A 17,978-nucleotide genomic window follows, 5' to 3' on the forward strand; every position below is an offset into this window, starting at 1 on the left:
GCATCGATCGGCCCGGCGCCCCGGGCACCACGCGGCGCTTTGGGAGCGACCGGCGGATCTTCATTCCGGCGAGCCTCGAAGGACGAAGCGACAACGCTGATGCGGTGGGCGGGCGTCCGGACGGTGTGGGATCTTCGGGTGGGGCCGCGTACGGGGCGGGGCCTGCTGGGCGGTTGCCGCGCGGTGCGTGGTGCCGCTGTCGGGGCGGGGGCTGGTGGCGGTGCGGGTGTTGGCGGGTCGGTACGAACTGGTGGCGTTCGTGGGCCGGGGCGGGATGGGCGAGGTGTGGGAGGGCCGCGACCGGGTCATCGAACGTCGGGTGGCGGTCAAGCTGGTCCCGCACGACAGGAACGAGACCTCCGGCGCGGAACTGTTCCTGCGCGAGGCGCGGACCGCGGGAACACTGAACCACCCGGGGGTGGTCACCGTGCACGACTTCGGCCGGGACACCACGGACGGTTCGCTGTTCCTGGTGATGGAGTTCGTGGACGGCCGGGACCTGGCCTCCGTGCTGCGCGAGGACGGTCCACCGCCGGTGGCCGGCGCGGTCGAGTGGGCGGCGCAGGCCGCCGCGGCGCTGGCCCGTGCCCACGACGCGGGGATCGTGCACCGGGATCTGAAGCCGGCGAACCTGATGCTGACGGCCGACGGTCGGGTCAAGGTCCTCGACTTCGGGATCGCCCGGTTCATGGAGGCGTCGAACAAGTCGAGCAGAATCATGGGCACATGGGCGTACATGGCGCCCGAGAGGTTCGACGAGCATGCAGCCGACGCCCGTTCCGACCTGTACTCCCTCGGCTGCGTCCTGAACGAACTCCTCACCGGGGAGCCACCGTTCGACGCCACCGGCCCGGTATCGATGATGAATGCACACCTGCGGCGCGAGCCGGTCCCACCGGGCGACACCCGCGACGGTGTTCCCCGAGAGCTCGACGACCTCGTCCTGGAGCTTCTTGCGAAAGACCCCGAGCGCCGGCCGGCCACCGCCGTCGAGGCCCACGACCGGCTCCGCGGCATGGGTCGAATCCCGTCCGGCGCGACCACCCTCACCACCAGGCCGCCGCGACGCACCCAACTACCCGATCGTCGTCCCCCACGCGCGCGAGCCGAGGAAACGGACGTCGATCCGCGGCCCGGCACGGGGACGACACCCCCCACGTGGCAGCCCTCTGCGGACGGGACCTTCGACATCGCCTGGACCGGCAGGGAGCCGCTGTCCGCCTACACCGACGACGAGACCGGCCACCGCCGAGACCTGTCGCCGAGGACGTGGACGACCCTGGCCGTGATCACGTTCCTGGCGACGGCCGCGTGCATGGGCCTCCCGCTGTTGTTGGACTCCGACGCGATCGCGGTTTGGTTGACACTTGGATGCTTTGTCATGTCCGCCTGGATGGGCACCACCGCGCGCGCGGCCGACGCGATCCGGACGGCGCGGATCACGCGTCCTTACCCGGACAGGACGGGCTGGGCATTGCACGTCGGCCCCCACTACCTCGTGACCACCGGAGTCACCGGCCGCCGCGAGTTCACCTGGGACCGGATCAGTCGCGTGACCATCGAACAGATCGCCGGGGCAGGCCCGCACAAGTACACCGGTATCGTCCTGAAACACAAGCCGGGAGTCACTCCACCGGCGACCAAGGTACCGCCGGGGTGGCCCTATCCACACTCGTCCAGCATCCGTTGGGGCTTGGGTCGACACTTTCCCATCTGCGTCCTCGGGCCGATGACCCAGCAACAGCGAACCCGACTGACCGACGCACTCGCCCGGTACGGCGGCGAGCGTTGGGACGGCAATTGATCGATTGCGGGAAGCCCACGCTGGACCGGACCCATCCTCTCGACCGCGCTCCGCACCCGGTCGAGGTCCCAACCGACGTCCAGGACCACCCGGGTCAACGACAGGATCGCCAACGCGATCGCCTTCTGCCCCTGATCGTCGGTCCTGTCCAACTTCGCTTGCGCGGCTGCGGCATGTCTGCGGCCTTCTTCCGGTGCGTTCAACTCGGCGCGGGTGGGGCGAGTTGTTCCATGGCGCCCCGCAGGTCCCAGTTGATCCACGTCTCGGCGACTTTCCCGTCGTGGAACCTCAGGGTGATCTGCCCCGACGCCTCGAACCTGCGGCCGCTCGGCGGGAATTCCAGGTACTGGCCGATATGGCGTCCGCGTACGGTGAACCGCGCGCACACCAGGTCGCCCTCGGCCACCATGCTCTCCGCCGTGTGCCTGAGCCCGAACGCCGCGACCAGTTCCCGGTACACCCGCGCCGCCTCGTCCAACCCCACCGTCTCCCGCTCCATGGACGGGTCGTGCTCGAGGTAGTCCGCGGTGCACAGATGCGCGTAGGCCGCCCCGCGGTCGCGGTCGGGCGTCTCCTCCAGGAACCGACCCGCCACGGCCTTGTTGCGATGCCCCATGTCCATATTCATGCCCACACCGGGTATCAGGATCCGGGCCCGAGACCCACACCCACACGCGGCCGGCCACTCGGGTCCGACCCGATCGGACGGACCACAGCACCGGCCCCGCCTCGTCCCCGCCCACCGAAGAGAGCCGGGCCACCTCGCGAACGCACGCCGGCCACCGCCAAGGCCACGTCGACGAGGAACCTGTCCGCCTACGTCCGGGGCGGAGCACCCGACCCGAAAGTCGCGAGGAAAACCGGACAGGAAAACTCGACAGGAAACCGAGAGGCGCCGCGGGAACCGCCGCGCCTGCGGCGCCGGTTCGGCTCAACCGCGCCAGGACCCGTCGACCGGAGCGTTCCAGGCCTCACCCGCCGGGGCGGCCGTCGGCAAGGGACGCGGGGCAGGAATGACACGAACGGCCGCCGAGCACGAACACGCAGCCCGCCACAGGGAATTCTCAATCGCGTTGCGCGGCCTTCTCAAACCCTGCGACACCGCAGGTCAACCGACCTATCGCCGAAAGGCACGCCCACCACCACAGACCGAAATCCCAGGTCACCCAGCACAGGCCAACATTCTCAATCGGTGCCGCGACCCAGGTGAGTGCACCGCACCCGCACAACCCGGCTGAGACAACGTGCCGGTGGCGCGGAACCGGCGCCACCAACGCACTCGTCGTTCCTTCGGAACGATCACGGCCAGCCGACGGGAGCGCGATATGACGGATCGGCCGGAAGGCACCGGGCCCGTACCGAATCGGCGTGGCACCGAGCTGATGATGCTCGGCTTCGCGGTGCTGGTGACCGGGCTGGCATTCGCGAATGTGGGGCTGGCGGGCAGCGGTTCGTTACCCGCCGGCGTGGTGGGCTACAGCCTGGGGATCGGCGCGCCGGCCCTGCTCGGACACCTGGCGATCCGCCGATTCGCGCCGTACGCCGACCCGCTCCTGCTGCCGCTGGCGACGCTGTTGAACGGCATCGGCATGGTCCTGATCTACCGCATCGGGCTCGAACCGGTACGCGGCACGAGCAAGGTGTTACAGACCGCGCCGACGCAATTGATGTGGTCCGTGACGGGCATCGCACTGTTCCTGGGCATCGTCGTGCTGCTCCGGGATCACCGCGTGCTCCAGCGCTATACCTATACCGCGATGGCCCTGGCGCTGGTGCTGCTCGTGTCGCCGATCCCCTTCCCGGCGGTGAACGGGGCCAAGATCTGGATCGCGCTCGGCCCGTTCTCGTTGCAGCCCGGTGAGTTCACGAAGATCGTCCTGACCGTCTTCTTCGCCGGCTATCTGATGGCCAAACGCGACGCGCTCGCGCTGGCCGGCCGTACGGTCATGGGGCTGCCACTGCCGCGTGGCCGTGACCTGGGGCCGATTCTGGCCGCCTGGTCGCTGAGCCTGCTGATCCTGGTGTTCGAGCGCGACCTCGGCACCTCGCTGCTCTTCTTCGGGGTGTTCGTCGTACTGCTCTACATCGCGACCGAGCGCACCAGCTGGCTGGTGTTCGGGCTCGCCTTGTCGGCGACCGGCGCGGTGTTGATCGGTTCGGTGGAACCGCACGTCAAGAGCCGCGTCCACGCCTGGCTCGACCCGATGTACTACTACGACCTAGTCACGCCCGGCCTCACCGACTCCGACCAGGCGGCCCAGGCACTCTTCGGATTCGGCACCGGCGGCATGCTCGGGACCGGCCTCAACCAGGGCCACCCCGGCGAGATCGGCTTCGCCGCCAACAGCGACTTCATCCTGACGTCGGTCGGCGAGGAACTGGGGCTGGCCGGGATGATGGCGATCTTCATGCTGTACGCGCTGCTGATCGAGCGTGGCCTGCGCACCGCGTTGGCGGCCCGCGACCCGTTCGGCAAGCTGCTCGCCGCCGGCCTGGCGGTCGTCATGGCGCTCCAGGTCTTCGTTGTGGCCGGCGGAGTCATCGGCCTGATCCCGCTGACCGGCATGACGATGCCCTTCCTCGCCCAAGGTGGCTCGTCGGTCATCACCAACTGGGCGCTGGTCGCGATCCTCATCGTGGTCAGCCACGCGGCCCGCCGTCCCGTCCCGGCGGTGTCCGGCGTCGCCGGCCGGTGAGGTTCGGCATGAGCCGGTCGCGCCGCAGCGCGCGGGAATTTCGCATCGGAGGGGTGTGAGGCGTGGTGCGGGCTGTGCCCCGCGGCTGGTAAGGGATGGCACGCTCGGGCGGCGAGCTGCGGCGCGCGGGCGGTCTGTGGGCGGGGGCGACGTCCAGGATCCACGCCGGGTCGACGTGCCGGCGCACCCTGCGGTGGCTCCATCCGGTGGAGGTAGCCGTCCAAGGGTTCCTGACCGCTCGACGAGCGTCGGGTAGAAATTGCGATGCCGGCGGAACCGCTCCGCGGCCCATGCTGATTGCATGGGTGACACAGAGGATCTGCACAACCTGCCGAGGCCGAAGTGGCGGATCCACGAGATCGCGATCGTCGGGGGCTCACGCGAGGACGAGCTCGTGATCGCGGCCGGGTTCCTGCGGGTGGCGGAGGCCGGGGGGCGCGAATGGATCGAGCACGGTCGGGACGACCGGTGGGCGTGAACGAGGCCGTGTGGCGTCCTTGGGGGTCGATCCGGAGTCGGTGGTGTTCACGCCCGGGTCTGCCCGCGTTCTGGAAGTCGCGTCGGACGTCGACGAGTTCGTCGGAGAGGCGGCGCGGGCCGGACTGGCGGCTGGTGCCGTCGGCGTGGATGGTGGCGACGGAGCCGTCACCGGTCCACAGGGTCAGCGCGTCGGGAAGGTCGCGTTGGCCGAGGTCGGACGCGGGCAGGGCGAGACCGATGGGGAAGCGGAGATCGTCGTCGTGCCACGCGTCGAGCGGCATCGCGCACGGCTCGAGCGGGCCGGCCGGATCCCCCGGTCAGGGAATGCCGTTGCTGCCCGCAGTCGTGCGCAGGCCCATGAAGTAGGCAGGCGTGGCCAGGAACGGGCCCTCGGCGTGGCCGTGTTCGTCGACGGTCAGGCAGACCACGCCGGTACCGAGCGGCAGGACGAGGCGACTGCCGGGCCTGACGGCGGCGAGCCAGGTCTTGGGGACACGGTCCACGCCGCAGGTGGCGATGAGGCGGTCGAGACTGCGGGGTGCGGCGGGTGGCTGGGTGCCGTCGGTGTGGACGACGGTGACGTGTGGGTGTCCCGCCGCGGTCAACGCGCGGCGGGCGGTGGTGGCGACGTCGGGTTCGATGTCGACGGTGGTGACGTTGTCGTCGCCGGCCAGGCGGGCGGGGATGCCGGCGTTGTAGCCGGTGCCGGCGCCGATCTCGACCACGCTCATGCCTGGTTCGACGGCGAGGGCGTCGAGCATGGCGGCCATCAGGGAGGGGACGGTGGAGGACGACAGCGGTGGGCCGTCGTCGCCGAACATCGTCGCCGTGAGCCAGGAGCTGGTCGGTGTAGACCTCGCGTGTCCAGTCGGGGTGGTCGCAGGTGAAGACGCGGGTCTCCCACGTCTGCGGGGCGGTCTCGATCCGGCGCACGAAGCGGGGTACGTACACGTGCCGCGGTTCGGCGCGGAACGCGTCCAGCACGTCGGGGCGGATGCCTTCGGTGGTCATCGCGTCGACCATGGCGTGGCGCAGTCGGCGGGTCTCGTCGGTGTCGGCCGGCGACGACGCGGGGGTCGTGTCCGCGGGTGGGTGGGTGGTTATCGGGTGCTGTGCTCCAGGTGATCGACGATGGCGGTGGTGATGTGGTGGTGGCCCGGGACGAAGCCCCACCGGCCTCCGGGGTTGAGTTCGAGGGCCAGGACGCGGTGGTCTCGGGTGGCGATGAGGTCCCAGGCGGCGAAGACGAGCCCGAAGTCCCGGGTGACGGACCCTACGCGGCGCGCGAGTGCGGCGGGCAGTGTTCCGGGCCGGTAGGTGGTGTGTTCGTCGGGTGCGGTGCGGATGTCGACGGTAGGGGGCATCGACGTGGATCTCGGTCGAGTTCGGCCGTGCCCGACAGCGGGGGCGATCGGCCGCATCGACTCGGCGCCGGGCGGGCCGCCGGCGACGACGCGGCGGCGAGGTGGAGGCGGCGTTCGTCGACGCCATCGGTTTCGACGTCATCGACGCCGGACCGCTCGCCGAAGGCCGCGCGTTCCGGCCCGGCAGCACGGTCCACAACGTGTACGGCCGAGCCCTCGACGCGGCGACGCCGCGCGCGGGCCTGGGACTGTAGGGCGCTACCGAGCCCACGGGGCGACAAAGGGCTCTCGGCCGGGGATGAGTCCTTGGCCGCCGACCGGAAGCACGACAACCGCCTCGAACGGTTCGGTGCCGTGGTTGGCCAGGGCGAACGAGGTGTCGGCCGGGACGACCAACGCATCGCCCGGTTCGACGTCGAAGGTCTCGCCGTCCATGGTGACGGTGAGCCGACCCGACAACGCCACGAAGATCTCCTCCCGGGTGAGCGCGTGCGGCGGGGATGAGGTGCCCGGCTTGAGGGTGAGCCGCCATGCGGCGTTCTCGGTGGAACCACGGCTCGGGGCGGCGAGGCCGACGAAGGTCGCGTGCGGGTTCTCGAAGACGGGCGCTTCGGCGGCGGCGATGAACGGCATGGGGGTCGTCTCCTGGAGGCAGGTCGCCGGCGCGGGGAGCGGAGGCGGGGCAGAGGCGGAAGCGGAGAGAATCAGGAGGTGACGGGTCTACTGGGCCCACGGCGGATCGATCAGGTCACCGCCCATCCGGGCCTGCCCGCCGACGGGCAGGATCGCGATCGCCTCGAAGGGCTCGTCGCCCGGAACGGCGATGCCGAAGGGCACGTGTGCGGGGACGATGAGGGCGTCACCGGCGTGGAAGTCGCGCGTTTCACCGTCGAGAGTGACGACGGCCTTGCCACTGATCGCGATGAAGATCTCCTCGCGGGTGACGGCGTGTTCGCGGCCGAGGTTGCCCGGGTGCATGGTGAAGCGCCAGACGCTGTTCTCCTTCGAGCCGCGGCTCGGGGCGGCGAGGCCGATGGCGGTCATCAGCGGAGCTTCGAAGAGCGGCGCGTCGGCGGCTTTGATGAGAGGCATCGTGGTTCCTTCCGGTAGAGTACTCAACCAAGGTGTACAACCAGAGTTGAGCATATTTCCAGGGAGGACGTCAAGCGTGGACTTCGGACTGTTGTTGGGGCACGCCTACCAAGCCTTCGTCCAAGAGCTGCACGCGCACTTGGCGGAACGCGGATTCCCGGTGATGGGGTCGTCGTACGGCTTCGTACTGCGCACGTTGGACCGGGAGACGGCGACCGCCACGCAGCTCGGCGAACGGCTCGGGATCACCGCGCAGGGCGCGGCCAAGGTGATCGACGAAATGGTGGCCGTCGGCTACGTCGAACGCCGCCCGGACCCGGCGGACAAGCGCGCGAAGCAATTGCACCTGGCGCCGGGCGGGGTTGCGATGTTGGCGGCGGTACGTGAGTTCCACGCCGAGTACGAGCGCAGGTTGACGCAGCAGGTCGGCGCGGATGACGTGGCCGCCGCACGACGGGTATTGGCGGCGATGGTCGCCACATCCGCCGGGCCGGACCTGGCGCGTCTGTTCCGCCCGCTGTGAGGTATCCCGCGCGGTGACGGCGGCGATCGGCCACCCGTACGATCACCCGGCCGGCATCCCCGTTCCGTCCGGGGGCCGGTCGAGGGTACGGGCGTGCGGCGCAGTGGTGGTCACCCCTCTCACGCCACCGCCCGCGTGCCACACCGCGGTGGGTCGGCCACCTCGCGCCACCGGCCCGCGTGCGGCGCCGAGGAGGTTCGGCCACCCTCGCGCCACCGGCCCGCGTGCGGCGCGGTGACAGGTCGGCCCCCTCACGCCACCGACCCCGCCCGGTCCCACCCCTTCGCGTGGACGTGCATCCGCACGCTGCCCGCCTCGACCTCCTCGCCGCAGCCCCGGCACATCACCCCGACGTCCAGCTCGAGGCAGCCGTGCCGGAACTCCACGGGTGCTTCCTCGGCCAGCCAGCGGTCGCCCCAGGATGCCAGGGTCTGAAGCACCGGCGCGAGGGCGCGGCCCTGCTCGGTCAGGTGGTACTCGAAGCGCGGCGGCCGGTCCTGGTAGCGGCGGCGCTCCAGGATCCCGGCCGTCTCCAGCGCGCGCAGCCGGGTGGTGAGGATGTCGCGCGGCGCGCCGGTGTTGCGCGCGATCGCGTCGAAGCGGTGATTACCGAAGCCGAGCTCGCGGACCGCGAGGAGCGCCCACTTCTCCCCCACCACGGACAGGGTGGCGGCGATCGAACACGGCCGTCCGACGGGAGCGCGACCTGCCCGCGACCCACCGGCGGCCGGGGCCGGGGGCGACGCCGTGCCGCCCGTCCCCCTGCGTGCGTTCACGGGTTCTCGACGGCGTCGACGATGTTCGGGTCGGAGCCAGGCGCAGTTGGGCGGGTCGGAACTCGCCGGGTGTGGTGGAGCCCAGGACCACGACTCGAATCTGGTGGTGGCTGGGTCTGGTGTAGGGCTCGCCGGTTTTGACGATGCGTCCGACGTCGTGGCGGGGTGCGGGTCTGCGGTTCTTGGAGCCTGGAGGGCGGCCGGGGCCGGGCCGCGAGGGTTTGGGGGCGGCTGCGGGACGGAGTGTCCTGCTGTGGAGCTTCCGGAACCCGCGGCGGACGCGTGCGGGGGTGAGCCGGTTGGGGGCGGCGGGCCGTTCCCAGGGCCGCCGCAAGTCCTCGGCGAGGGGCCGGGCGAGGAACAGTTGCGCGTGGGCGGCGGTGACGATCCACGTCCAGCGGTCGGCGGCCTCGGGGCTGCGGAGTTTCGGGGCGGTCCAGCCGAGGGTTTGTTTGAACAGGCGGAAGGTGTGTTCGATGTCGAACCTTCGTAGGAACGCCTGCCGGCAGCGGTCGACGTCGGCGGGTGTGGCGTCGGTCTTGGACCACCACAACCAGACAGGCTTGGGGTCGCCGCCTTTGGGCAGGTGATCGACCTGGAGGCGGATGACCGTCCCGGAGATCATGGGGAGTTCGTCGGTGTGGCCGACCCACGCGCATCGGCGGGTCAGCCGCGGGTGGAGCCGGTCCCAGGCCGTTGCCCGCGCGGCGCCATAGCGGGTGGTCTGGGTGACGGTGACGGCGTGTGGTTCGCCCCATGTGTCGGGCTTGCCGAAGACGAACTCGCGAGTGTGCGGTCCGCTTGGTCGAGGAGGCCCCTGGGGGCGACTGCCGGGAACCACGTCTGTAGCCGACCCGTCCCCTGGCCCGGATCGCCACCGACCGACACTCCCTGAACCCCGCGGTCGCCCGGGCGGGCCCGCGCGGATGATCCACCTCGCGCGTGCGCGGCGGCACTCGTTCGCCCGGGACGGAGCCCGGCCGCCTCCAGGGTGGTGTCGATCAGGTTCCCCGGTGCAGGGCGGCCGGTGTGTCCGGTTCGGCTGCGAGTGCGAGGAGTCGGTCGGCATCCGCGCCGTGGTGGGGCCCGAGGGTCTTACGGCTGATCCGTCGGCAACCGCATCAACTCCGCCCGGCGCGGGCTCAGGGACCGCGCCCTTTCGACCAACGTTCGATCCGTTGGCGCCTGTTGCATCCGTCGGGTGCTGCCTACGCGAGGGTGACGTGCATGCCGCCGTCGGCCAGGACGTCGAGGACCTCGGTGAGGAAGTCGTAGGGCTGCCCGTCCGGTGACAGGGCGTGGGACAGGTGCGTGCGCGCCATGGCGGCGTCGCGCCAGAGCAGGGTCGCGGGGCGGCTGTAGCCGAAGGTGCCTCCCAGGCATTCGTGGAGGGCCTGCAGATTGCCGCCGAAATAACCGCCCGGGCCGTTCACCGCCTCGCCAAGCGCCAGGTAGAGGCCCTGCTCCTCGGTGGCATGTCGGCCGTCGAGTTCGTAGGCGTGTCCGGCGGGCCGGTCGCTGTGGCGACGGATGCAGGCCCGATGCCGGACCAGGTCGAACCAGGCCTCGCGGAGCCGGGTGTCGAGGCCGGCCCAGGCGTTCAAGGTGTCCGGCGGTCCGGCGAACCACCGCTCCCACACCGGCTCGGCATGCTCGGGAACCAGAGTGTGGTGCCGGGCCAGGTCCAGGTCGATCAGATCGGCCCCGTGCGCGGACGGCCGCCACGCTTCGACGCTCGCCCACAGCGTGGGCGCCGCGAGCAACTCACCCCGGTCGTCGCGGATCTCCAGCAAGACCTCGTCCAGGTCTCGGGCCCGGCGCGTGCCCCTCGCCAGCAGCGCTCGCAGCTCGTCGGCCGGCGCCAGGCCGCGCAGCACCAGCGACGGCAGCGGCCGCTCCGACCTCAAGATGCGGGCGAACTCGCGGCAGGAGCCCAACCACCGGGAGCCGTCGTGCACGCGGACGGCCCCGCGGTGCCCCTCGGGCGGGCCCATGCAGTCGTCCACGCCCGTCAGCACAAGACTTTCCGCACGTGACGAGTGCTCCACAACCGCCGCATCGTCCAGGCACCAGGCGTCGAGCGCGTCGTCGTCCGGCACCAGCCACACCCGGCTGCCGATCCAGCCGTGGGGCCCGGAAGCGTCCGGGACCCAGCCGAACAGCTCGTACGTCGCCGGCCCGGGATCCGTGAACAGGCCCTCCACAACAGAGCACACGCCCAGCGGGTGACCGTGCTCCGTCCCGATCAGGGTGTACCGGTGGTGCCCGCGGTGATCCGTTCCCTCGTCCACGACGGAATCATGCCCTGACCGGCTGTTGCAGCGCACCGGGCCGGCCGCGTGAACGCGGGCCCGGGAACGATGCGCCCGATAGGCTGCTCAGGGAACGGTTCCCTCCACAAGGACGCCGCCGGGGGCGGTCAGGGCGGCGACGTCCTCGCCGGTCGGGTGGAGGTGGGTGCGCATGCTGTCGGCCGTCCGGTCCCGGAACTTGGTCATCAGCAGCTGGAGGTCCACCTCGGGGGCGCCCGACGTATCCCCTGACACGGCTTGGCTGCGCGGCTCCGTAGAGTCCTGTGCCGTGGCGTACTCCTGGGAGAAGCAGTGAACGGATGGGCCGCGGAGATGGCGCGGCTCGCTGCCGAGTTCACGCGTGATTTCGAGTCGGCGTACGGATTCGAGCCCGGCGACAACCACGTCACCTTGGCCGACGACCGAGCGCGCCGGGCCGCCGTGCAGGCCGGCGGCCTCTTGCCCGCGCCGTTGGTGGACTTCTACGGCGTCGTTGGCGAGGTCAGCCTCCCCGATGTCCACTCCGGGTTCTTCGTCGCCTCCGTCGAGTCCCTGGTCCAGGGAGCCGGCGATGTGCACCCCACCAAGGTCGTCGGGGCCATCGAGGACGACATCGTCGTCTTCGGTACGAACGGCGGCGGCGACCTGATCGCGATGGCAACCGACGGACGGGTCTACATGATGGGCGGCGGGTCGCTCCTGGGCCGCGTCTACGATGTGGACGAGGACGGCATCAGGGCCGCCTTCTGTGACCTCGCGGAGTTCCTGGCGTTTCTGAAGGCCCACCTGCGCGATGCCCGTGCCGACCTCCGATGACGTTGGCGCAGCCGTCGGGACTCCTGGTCAGGGGACGACGATGACGAGGAAGGCGTCGCCGTCGAGCATGCGGTGTTCGCCGTAGAAGGTGCTGCCCAACCGGCTGCCCACGCGCTGGTTGTCGTCACGGTCGATCAGACGCGCGGAGAAGGCCCGTCGCTGAGCGACGCGCCCTCCTTCGTCGCGGCGAACGGGTACTCGTCGCAGTCCAGGCGCTGCCCTCCCCAGTCCCCCCACACCTCCACGCACGGCGAATCGACCGCCCGCCACCGTGCCCTCGCCGCGCAGACGGCCTCCCAGCACCAATGCCTGATCAACGAGCCGGCCGAACATCAACGCACAGTCACGACCCTGCGCGACGCCAACGAGACGGCTGTGCGGACTCTCCTCGAACTCCGACGCGGCGAAGCAGCGTTCACAGCAGGTGCGGCAGTGTCCGCCGGCGACGATTGCCCGGTCTGCAGCCACGTCCTGCCCTCCGACTACGCACCCCCGCCCCCCTGGAGGAGCAGATGCTGGAGGCTGCGGAACACAACGCCAAACGGTCCGCAGAAGCCCTGTCCGAGGCCATCGCGGCCCGCGATCGCGTCGCCGCCAAGGCCGAGCGGACAGCCATCGACGGCAAGGCGCACGGCGACCAGGTCACCACGCGGCAGGAGGCGGCGGAAGCGGCACATCGAGTGCCGCAGGCCCTGCCCGAATTCCTCGAGTTGTCGCTGCAGTCGCAGCCGGAGCTCTTCTGGCTGCGACCCGTCCTCACCGCTCTGGGCACCGCCCACGGCCAGGGCATGCCCGTTTCTGCCCTGATCCGGGTCGCGCCGCTCTTCGCCGCCGAGGGCACCGGCGGTGACGTTCCGCCCGCTCCGTCGGCCGGCGCCGTGCTCACGGGTGGAACGGACGCCACCGTGAAGTCGTGGAGCCCGGAAATCGATCTCCTCGAGCACATCCTGATCCTGGACAGTCCGATCCGCGCCCTCGACATCACCCCGGACGACCAGCTGTTCGTCGCCTCGGACTACGAGGTCACCGCCTTCCTGGGAGGTCCGCGGACCGCTCGCCGGGCGTGGCTGGTTCATGGGACGTTCAGGGCTCTTCCATCGAAAACTCCGCCGACTGGGCGTGGGATCGCAAGGCCGGCCTGTGGCAGGTGCCTCAACCGAATTCGCGAAGGTCGGGCCGGCTCTTTTCCGACGCCTTCACCATCCACCGTCCTCCCGAGTTCGCCGACGAGTCGACCAACGCGCCGACCTGCGTCACGACCTGCACCAGGTGCCCCGGACACGCGGGAATCCATCGACCGAGCGTCGCGCGTGGCGCAAGCAGCATCCACCGTCAGGGGGCCGGGCAGCGACGTATCGGGGTCCGGAGTCATGGCTCCGGGAAGAGCGTTCGGAACGGAGGGGCCGCTCCGGCCCCGGGGCCGGAGCCTCGCGATCCCACGGTGCCACTTCCTCACGAATCGCGGTCGTTCGCGAAGGCCTGTCGGCCGCGCGGCCGTACAGGTCGAATCCGTGGACACTCACCCGCTCGAAATCGAACTCGAGCTCCTCGGAGGTCACGGTCGCTTCCTGTGGTTGTCGCGGGCCGAATGCCTGTGCCTACCATCGGGCATCAGCCGAGCCGCCGAGTTCGCTTCCCGGGCCCTGCGGAGACGTCCGACGAATGCTCGTGTGGGGGACTCAACTTCGACGGACCCGACGGACGGCGCCTATCGGGGCACCGGCGCCCTGACCCGCATCGCCGCGCCGTTGGGCAGATCGAACTCGTGGCCTGGAAACCGCGACCATCGTGCCGCGTACTCACGGCCTGCCTTTCACGGGCCCAAGTCCCGCTCCGCGCTCGGGGCCGGGCCCTCGGCCGGGGCGCGTTGGGGGCTGCGGAAAGTGGCCGGGATGCCCGGGGACGGGAGGGTTGGTTCCGCGCCGGCGACCCCCTTGGGATGCGCGGGGCCGAAAGACCTCGCGAGCAGACGGGTGAGCACCGGGTCGGCGGTCGGGCCGGATACCGGTGTCCGGATCCCTCGTTCGCGAGCCACCGCGATGGCGCCTTCCGGAACCGACGCGCCCTTGATGACAGGCCGAACGCCCGGCTCGCGCGCCGCAGTGGCGCTGTCCGGCGTAGAGGTACGGACCGCGGCCGGGCGTGGCGGTCGCGTTTGCCCGGCGGGTGCGGAGGTGGGGCCGGGGTCCTCGCGTGACGGGGCAGACTCGTGTGTGGCCGGCTGACGCCGCGGTGTGCGGACGAGCAGGCCGCCCTCGGGTTTCCGGAACAGTGTCGCCTGTCGGGCCATCAGTTCCACCGCGGGTTTGAGTTCTTCGGGCACCAGGTGCGCCACCCGTTCGTAGACACGTGCCACGGGCTCGTCGAGGGCGGATCCCGCCTGCATGTGGGCAACGCCGAGTTCGACGGTGAAGCGCAGGAGGTCCCGATGGGTCATCTCCTGCAGGTGCACATCTATCAGGCGGTCGGTCATCGCCCTCCGGTGGTCGCCGGATCGGTCCTGGGCGTGGATCAGATCGAATCCTCTCATCGCGCTGTTCGTCGCCCGTACATACATCAGTCCCCGGTCGACCAGTTCGGGGTCGTCGATGATCCCGGCCGCCGTGAACTGGGCCTCGACGGACCGGTCGTGGTCGTCGGAGGCGACCAGGTGTCCACCGGCGACGAACCGGGTGAGGACCGCGTGGGCGCTGACCGCCGCGGGAGCGGCGATCATGGCCCCGACGATCTCGTGGCCCATGCCGTCGCGGCGCAGGGTTCTCGCGGGCAGTTCGAAATCCCGGTCCAGTCGTGCGGTGGTCTCCATCAGGACGTGTCGGCCCACACCCCGGCGGTGTCGGTCGGCCAGTAGCGCCATGACCCGGTCGCGCATGTCCTGGATGTCGGGCATCAGTTCGGAGGCGGGGCCCGTGGGACCCAGGGCCCGGGCGGCCTCGAAGTTGGGGTGGATGGCGTAATACCGGTCCGCGTCGACCCGATCGCATCCGCCGTCCGCGTCCAGACGCGCCGCGATCTCTTCGGCCAGGGTGGTCTTGCCCGCGCCCGGTTGCCCGATCAGGAACCACGCCTGGGGCCGTGCGACACCGGGACCCGCAACCTCGGGCAGGAAACGCGGGACCAACTCGTCCCGGAACGCGCGGTCGAAGAGGGCCTGCTCCCGCGGACCTCGGCCGTTCAGGAGAAATCGCCCGGGGGCGTCGAGCATCGCGACCGCCATCCACCTCGATGCCGCGATGGGGAATCCCAGTCGGCGAAGAACCGATCCCGAGCCCAGCAGCCTAGGGTCTCCACGCGCCGGGCACCATCCCCTTGCCGCTCCGATGCCACCGTGTGGATGTCGCCGGTGGCCGCCCAACTCGACGCAGGCCTTCCCCTACGCCCGCTCCTACGCACACGCCCACCAACGGCTCGGCACCGCCCACCACGACGTCGAAGTCCGGAGGTACCGGGGCCTGCATGATGCGATGGTCGCACCGCGCCGGGGCGTCCGCAGCCGAGTGTCCGCGTCCTGCGGGACAGTCCGATATGCGCGGCGGGGTTGTCGGTTGGCGAGGTCGGCCCGGGTAGTCGTACGGGTGTCGCGGCGGGCCCAGGGCACCGGGCGGCCTGCTCGTACCGGGCGTATCGCGGACACGGGCCTCGGGCGCGATTCGGTCATATTTTCGCAGCGCGGGACGGAATCGGCACCTAGGATTGCCGACGTGCACAGATGGACGGTCTCGGCACACTGCGCGCGGTTCTTCCGCGCCCTCGTGCGCGATTCAGGTGGGGATTCGGCCCGGTTCGACGAACTTCCGGGGCTTTCGTCGGAGGACCTCGGCGATGATCTGATACGCGTTCCGACCTCGTCGGCGGTCGCGCTGTGGGAGCAGTTGGTGGTGGCCGGATCCGGTCCCTTCGTCGCGCTGCGCCTCACCGACGCGGCCGACATCGGGACGTTCGGCGTGTGGGACTACCTGAGCACCTGCGGCCCCGATCTGCGTATGGCGTTCGCCACCGCCGCGGAGTATCTGAGGGTGGTCGGCGACGCGGACACGCGGATCGAGGGCATCGAGGATGGTTCGCTCTACACGCTGCAGCAGTCCGTCGGGGTCGACGTCCCCGACGTGGCCGAGGCCTTCGACCTGATGACGCTGGCCGTTTTCCTGCGCCGGGCGGGCGAGGCCACCAAGGCGCCGCTCGTCCCGCTGAAGGTGACCCTCACGCATCGCGCCCCGGCCGGGGTTCGCCGGCACGCCGAGCACTTCGGTACGCGGAACATCGAGTTCGAGGCGGCGGCCAACTCCGTGACGTTCCGGCTCGACGACGTCCGGCGTCCGCTGCCCGGCTTCCAGCCCGGCCTCGACCGGGTGCTACGCGGCTACGCGGACCAGATCATGGCGACGTCTCGCGCCACGCCGACCTGGCAGGAGCGCTTCCGCGCGGCCCTGGACTCCGCGTTCCGGGACGACGCGGTCGCTCTCGACCAGGTCGCCGCCCGCCTGAACATCAGCGGCCGCAGCCTACAGCGCAGATTGTCCGCGCACGATACGACCTGGCGCGGCGAAGTCGCGGCCGCCCGCGAGGAGCGCGCACTGAAACTGCTGCGGGAGACCGATCTGCCGCAGCAGGCCATCGCCACCCGCGTGGGCTACACGGACGCACGGACGCTCCGCCGGGCGGTGCGCCGATGGCAGGGCGAGACCCCGTCGGCACTGCGGGCACGGCCCGACACAACCGGGCCGGGCATCGCGGAACCTCTGTTGAGCTGAACGGCCCGAACCGGCTGAACGGGCCGATCCGGGAGTGCGATGGCGCGGGCGGGCGTGCGACGTTCGGGTTGCACGGACCGGCCGAGCCGGGTCCTCGGCGTGGGCGCGGCGTCCCGGGCCGCGCCGGTGCCGCCGTACCGGGGACTGGTACGGCGGACGTTCGCGGCGGGCGGGTGGTGCGGGTGCGAGAGACGGCTGCCGTCAGGACGCGGCGAGTTCGGCCGCGACGGCGTCGGCACCCAGGGCGATCATCCAGGACAGCGGGGCGTCCGGCGCGTACTCCCGCATGACGCGGTCGAGTTCTTCCCTGGCCTCGTCGGTGAGGGACGGCTGCCCTTCGGCCAGGCGGGCGACCTCGGCGCGGTAGCGGAGCGGGTAGTCGCGCTGTGCGGCGAGGACCTCGACGCCGGTCGGTGCGCCGTGGCCGGGCAGGAGTACGGCGACGTCGGCGAGTTCGGTGGCGAGGGTCTCCAAGACCTCCAGCCACTGGGCGCCGTGGCCGTCGGCGGTGTAGGGGTGGGTGCCGTGGAAGGCCAGGTCGCCGATGAACGCCACACCCTGCTCAGCGCTGTCGGCGCGGGCGAGGAAGACGCTGTCCGCGTGGCTTTCCGCGGGTCCGAGGTCGCGGGCGGTGTAGCGGACGCCGTCGAGGGTGACGGGGTCGCCGTCCTTCAACTGCACGGTGGGGAAGGCGGTGACGGCGGGCCATTCGTCGCCGTAGACGGGTCCCCATTGGGCGCGTTTGGCGTCGGAGATGTCGCGGATGACGCGGTCGACGGCTTCGGTGGCGTAGACGGGGACGTCGCGGCCGTCGACGAGGGCGTGAACGCCGTTGAAGTGGTCGGGGTGTGCGTGGGTGACGAAGACGCCGACGAGCGGCTTGCCGAGTGCGTCGACCTTGGCGACGAGTGCGGCGATCTCGGAGTTGAGGAGGTTGGTGTCGACGACCACGACGCCTTCGTCGGTCTCCACCAGGTAGGAGTTGACGAGCAGGCCGGCCTCCGAGGCCGTGTGCGTGTGGATGGTCGGACCGTGAGTGTCACGGGACGTGGCGGATCTCCAGAGGATGACGCGTTGGGACGAAGGGCGTTCCGCAGCGCGGCCGTTGCGCGAGCCCTCCGGGCGTGCCGGTGTGTTCCGCGTTCGCCGCTCGGACAGGACGTCGACGGGGATCGAGGTCACGGTCCCCGACTGCGGCACTGGCTCCGTACGGACCGGGCATCCTCGGACACGATGCGCCGCCCAGCGGACGGAACGCGCCAACCGATCGGGGGAGCCGCGGCCCCGAACGGTGCGGGGCGGACTGGTTGTGGCCATGGAGGCGTCTACGACGACGTCCCGATCGGTTGATGGGTGATCGCGTCGATGTGCCGGCCGCGTGATGG

General features: G+C 70.9%; 19 protein-coding genes and 1 pseudogene. 7 read left to right on the plus strand and 13 right to left on the minus strand.

From position 1 onward, the window contains the following. Window positions 1-187: 187 nt before the first annotated feature. A complete protein-coding gene (locus OG948_RS36405; protein ID WP_331769254.1) occupies window positions 188-1,804 on the plus strand; it encodes a serine/threonine-protein kinase in 1,617 nt (538 codons plus the stop codon). Between the two features lie 199 nt (window positions 1,805-2,003). Here OG948_RS36405 and OG948_RS36410 read toward each other — a convergent pair whose 3' ends face one another. Further along, a complete protein-coding gene (locus OG948_RS36410; RefSeq protein WP_331769255.1) occupies window positions 2,004-2,432 on the minus strand; it encodes an ester cyclase in 429 nt (142 codons plus the stop codon). A 697-nt stretch (window positions 2,433-3,129) separates the two neighbouring features. Here OG948_RS36410 and OG948_RS36415 point away from each other — a divergent pair. Together OG948_RS36415 and OG948_RS36420 are read left to right on the plus strand one after the other, a co-directional pair. Beyond that, on the plus strand, window positions 3,130-4,500 hold the full coding sequence (locus OG948_RS36415) for an FtsW/RodA/SpoVE family cell cycle protein (RefSeq protein WP_331769256.1): 1,371 nt from the start codon (window positions 3,130-3,132) through the stop codon (window positions 4,498-4,500). A 301-nt stretch (window positions 4,501-4,801) separates the two neighbouring features. Next, the gene (locus OG948_RS36420; protein ID WP_331769257.1) at window positions 4,802-4,978 is read left to right on the plus strand and encodes a hypothetical protein; all 177 of its coding nucleotides are present in this window, start codon (window positions 4,802-4,804) and stop codon (window positions 4,976-4,978) included. A gap of 319 nt (window positions 4,979-5,297) precedes the next feature. Here the strand turns inward: OG948_RS36420 and OG948_RS36425 are convergent, their stop codons facing one another. Further along, window positions 5,298-5,801 (minus strand): methyltransferase domain-containing protein, encoded by a 504-nt coding sequence (locus OG948_RS36425; RefSeq protein ID WP_331769258.1) that lies wholly within the window; start codon window positions 5,799-5,801, stop codon window positions 5,298-5,300. A 279-nt stretch (window positions 5,802-6,080) separates the two neighbouring features. Next, window positions 6,081-6,344, minus strand: a complete 264-nt coding sequence (locus tag OG948_RS36430; protein ID WP_331769259.1) for a hypothetical protein — start codon at window positions 6,342-6,344, stop codon at window positions 6,081-6,083. 101 nt (window positions 6,345-6,445) lie between these two features. Here OG948_RS36430 and OG948_RS36435 point away from each other — a divergent pair, with 101 nt between their 5' ends. Next, window positions 6,446-6,598 (plus strand): hypothetical protein, encoded by a 153-nt coding sequence (locus OG948_RS36435; protein ID WP_331769260.1) that lies wholly within the window; start codon window positions 6,446-6,448, stop codon window positions 6,596-6,598. A 4-nt stretch (window positions 6,599-6,602) separates the two neighbouring features. Here OG948_RS36435 and OG948_RS36440 read toward each other — a convergent pair whose 3' ends face one another. Beyond that, window positions 6,603-6,977: a cupin domain-containing protein gene (locus OG948_RS36440; protein ID WP_331769261.1), complete on the minus strand. Its 375-nt coding sequence runs from the start codon at window positions 6,975-6,977 to the stop codon at window positions 6,603-6,605. A gap of 87 nt (window positions 6,978-7,064) precedes the next feature. Continuing rightward, window positions 7,065-7,436: a cupin domain-containing protein gene (locus tag OG948_RS36445; protein WP_331769262.1), complete on the minus strand. Its 372-nt coding sequence runs from the start codon at window positions 7,434-7,436 to the stop codon at window positions 7,065-7,067. A 76-nt stretch (window positions 7,437-7,512) separates the two neighbouring features. On the opposite strand from OG948_RS36445, the gene OG948_RS36450 reads away from it, so the two are divergent. Then, on the plus strand, window positions 7,513-7,959 hold the full coding sequence (locus OG948_RS36450) for a MarR family transcriptional regulator (protein WP_331769263.1): 447 nt from the start codon (window positions 7,513-7,515) through the stop codon (window positions 7,957-7,959). A 251-nt stretch (window positions 7,960-8,210) separates the two neighbouring features. Here the strand turns inward: OG948_RS36450 and OG948_RS36455 are convergent, their stop codons facing one another. From OG948_RS36455 to OG948_RS36470, 4 genes and pseudogenes are all read right to left on the minus strand, one after another. After that, a complete protein-coding gene (locus tag OG948_RS36455) occupies window positions 8,211-8,618 on the minus strand; it encodes a winged helix-turn-helix transcriptional regulator (RefSeq protein WP_331769264.1) in 408 nt (135 codons plus the stop codon). A gap of 232 nt (window positions 8,619-8,850) precedes the next feature. Beyond that, window positions 8,851-9,570, minus strand: a pseudogene (locus OG948_RS36460) (transposase); the annotation flags it as partial. Between the two features lie 373 nt (window positions 9,571-9,943). After that, window positions 9,944-11,026 (minus strand): barstar family protein, encoded by a 1,083-nt coding sequence (locus OG948_RS36465; RefSeq protein ID WP_331769265.1) that lies wholly within the window; start codon window positions 11,024-11,026, stop codon window positions 9,944-9,946. A gap of 87 nt (window positions 11,027-11,113) precedes the next feature. Continuing rightward, the gene (locus tag OG948_RS36470) at window positions 11,114-11,281 is read right to left on the minus strand and encodes a hypothetical protein (protein ID WP_331769266.1); all 168 of its coding nucleotides are present in this window, start codon (window positions 11,279-11,281) and stop codon (window positions 11,114-11,116) included. 57 nt (window positions 11,282-11,338) lie between these two features. Between OG948_RS36470 and OG948_RS36475 the strand changes: the two genes are divergently transcribed. Further along, complete coding sequence (locus tag OG948_RS36475; RefSeq protein WP_331769267.1) at window positions 11,339-11,842, plus strand: hypothetical protein; 504 nt, start codon at window positions 11,339-11,341, stop codon at window positions 11,840-11,842. Window positions 11,843-11,869: 27 nt separating this feature from the next. Here OG948_RS36475 and OG948_RS36480 read toward each other — a convergent pair whose 3' ends face one another. From OG948_RS36480 to OG948_RS36490, 3 genes are all read right to left on the minus strand, one after another. After that, window positions 11,870-12,310, minus strand: coding sequence for a hypothetical protein (locus OG948_RS36480; protein WP_331769268.1), 441 nt, complete (start codon window positions 12,308-12,310; stop codon window positions 11,870-11,872). A 14-nt stretch (window positions 12,311-12,324) separates the two neighbouring features. Then, entirely contained in the window at window positions 12,325-12,786 is a 462-nt protein-coding gene (locus OG948_RS36485; RefSeq protein WP_331769269.1) for a hypothetical protein, read from the minus strand. Between the two features lie 869 nt (window positions 12,787-13,655). Beyond that, window positions 13,656-15,047, minus strand: a complete 1,392-nt coding sequence (locus OG948_RS36490; RefSeq protein ID WP_331769270.1) for a zeta toxin family protein — start codon at window positions 15,045-15,047, stop codon at window positions 13,656-13,658. Between the two features lie 496 nt (window positions 15,048-15,543). Here OG948_RS36490 and OG948_RS36495 point away from each other — a divergent pair, with 496 nt between their 5' ends. Beyond that, entirely contained in the window at window positions 15,544-16,593 is a 1,050-nt protein-coding gene (locus tag OG948_RS36495; protein WP_331769271.1) for an AraC family transcriptional regulator ligand-binding domain-containing protein, read from the plus strand. Window positions 16,594-16,794: 201 nt separating this feature from the next. On the opposite strand, the gene OG948_RS36500 is transcribed toward OG948_RS36495, so the two are convergent. Further along, window positions 16,795-17,775, minus strand: coding sequence for an MBL fold metallo-hydrolase (locus tag OG948_RS36500; protein WP_331769272.1), 981 nt, complete (start codon window positions 17,773-17,775; stop codon window positions 16,795-16,797). Between the last annotated feature and the right edge of the window lie 203 nt (window positions 17,776-17,978).

It is taken from the genome of Embleya sp. NBC_00888, from assembly GCF_045207655.1.
Classification (GTDB): domain Bacteria; phylum Actinomycetota; class Actinomycetes; order Streptomycetales; family Streptomycetaceae; genus Embleya.

Bases quoted from the DNA above. Each gene is read 5' to 3' on its own strand.
- OG948_RS36415 (WP_331769256.1), top strand. From the start codon at position 3,130: ATGACGGATCGGCCGGAAGGCACCGGGCCCGTACCGAATCGGCGTGGC.
- OG948_RS36490 (WP_331769270.1), bottom strand. From the start codon at position 15,047: ATGCTCGACGCCCCCGGGCGATTTCTCCTGAACGGCCGAGGTCCGCGG.
- OG948_RS36420 (WP_331769257.1), top strand. From the start codon at position 4,802: ATGGGTGACACAGAGGATCTGCACAACCTGCCGAGGCCGAAGTGGCGG.
- OG948_RS36425 (WP_331769258.1), bottom strand. From the start codon at position 5,801: ATGTTCGGCGACGACGGCCCACCGCTGTCGTCCTCCACCGTCCCCTCC.
- OG948_RS36440 (WP_331769261.1), bottom strand. From the start codon at position 6,977: ATGCCGTTCATCGCCGCCGCCGAAGCGCCCGTCTTCGAGAACCCGCAC.
- OG948_RS36410 (WP_331769255.1), bottom strand. From the start codon at position 2,432: ATGAATATGGACATGGGGCATCGCAACAAGGCCGTGGCGGGTCGGTTC.
- OG948_RS36430 (WP_331769259.1), bottom strand. From the start codon at position 6,344: ATGCCCCCTACCGTCGACATCCGCACCGCACCCGACGAACACACCACC.
- OG948_RS36445 (WP_331769262.1), bottom strand. From the start codon at position 7,436: ATGCCTCTCATCAAAGCCGCCGACGCGCCGCTCTTCGAAGCTCCGCTG.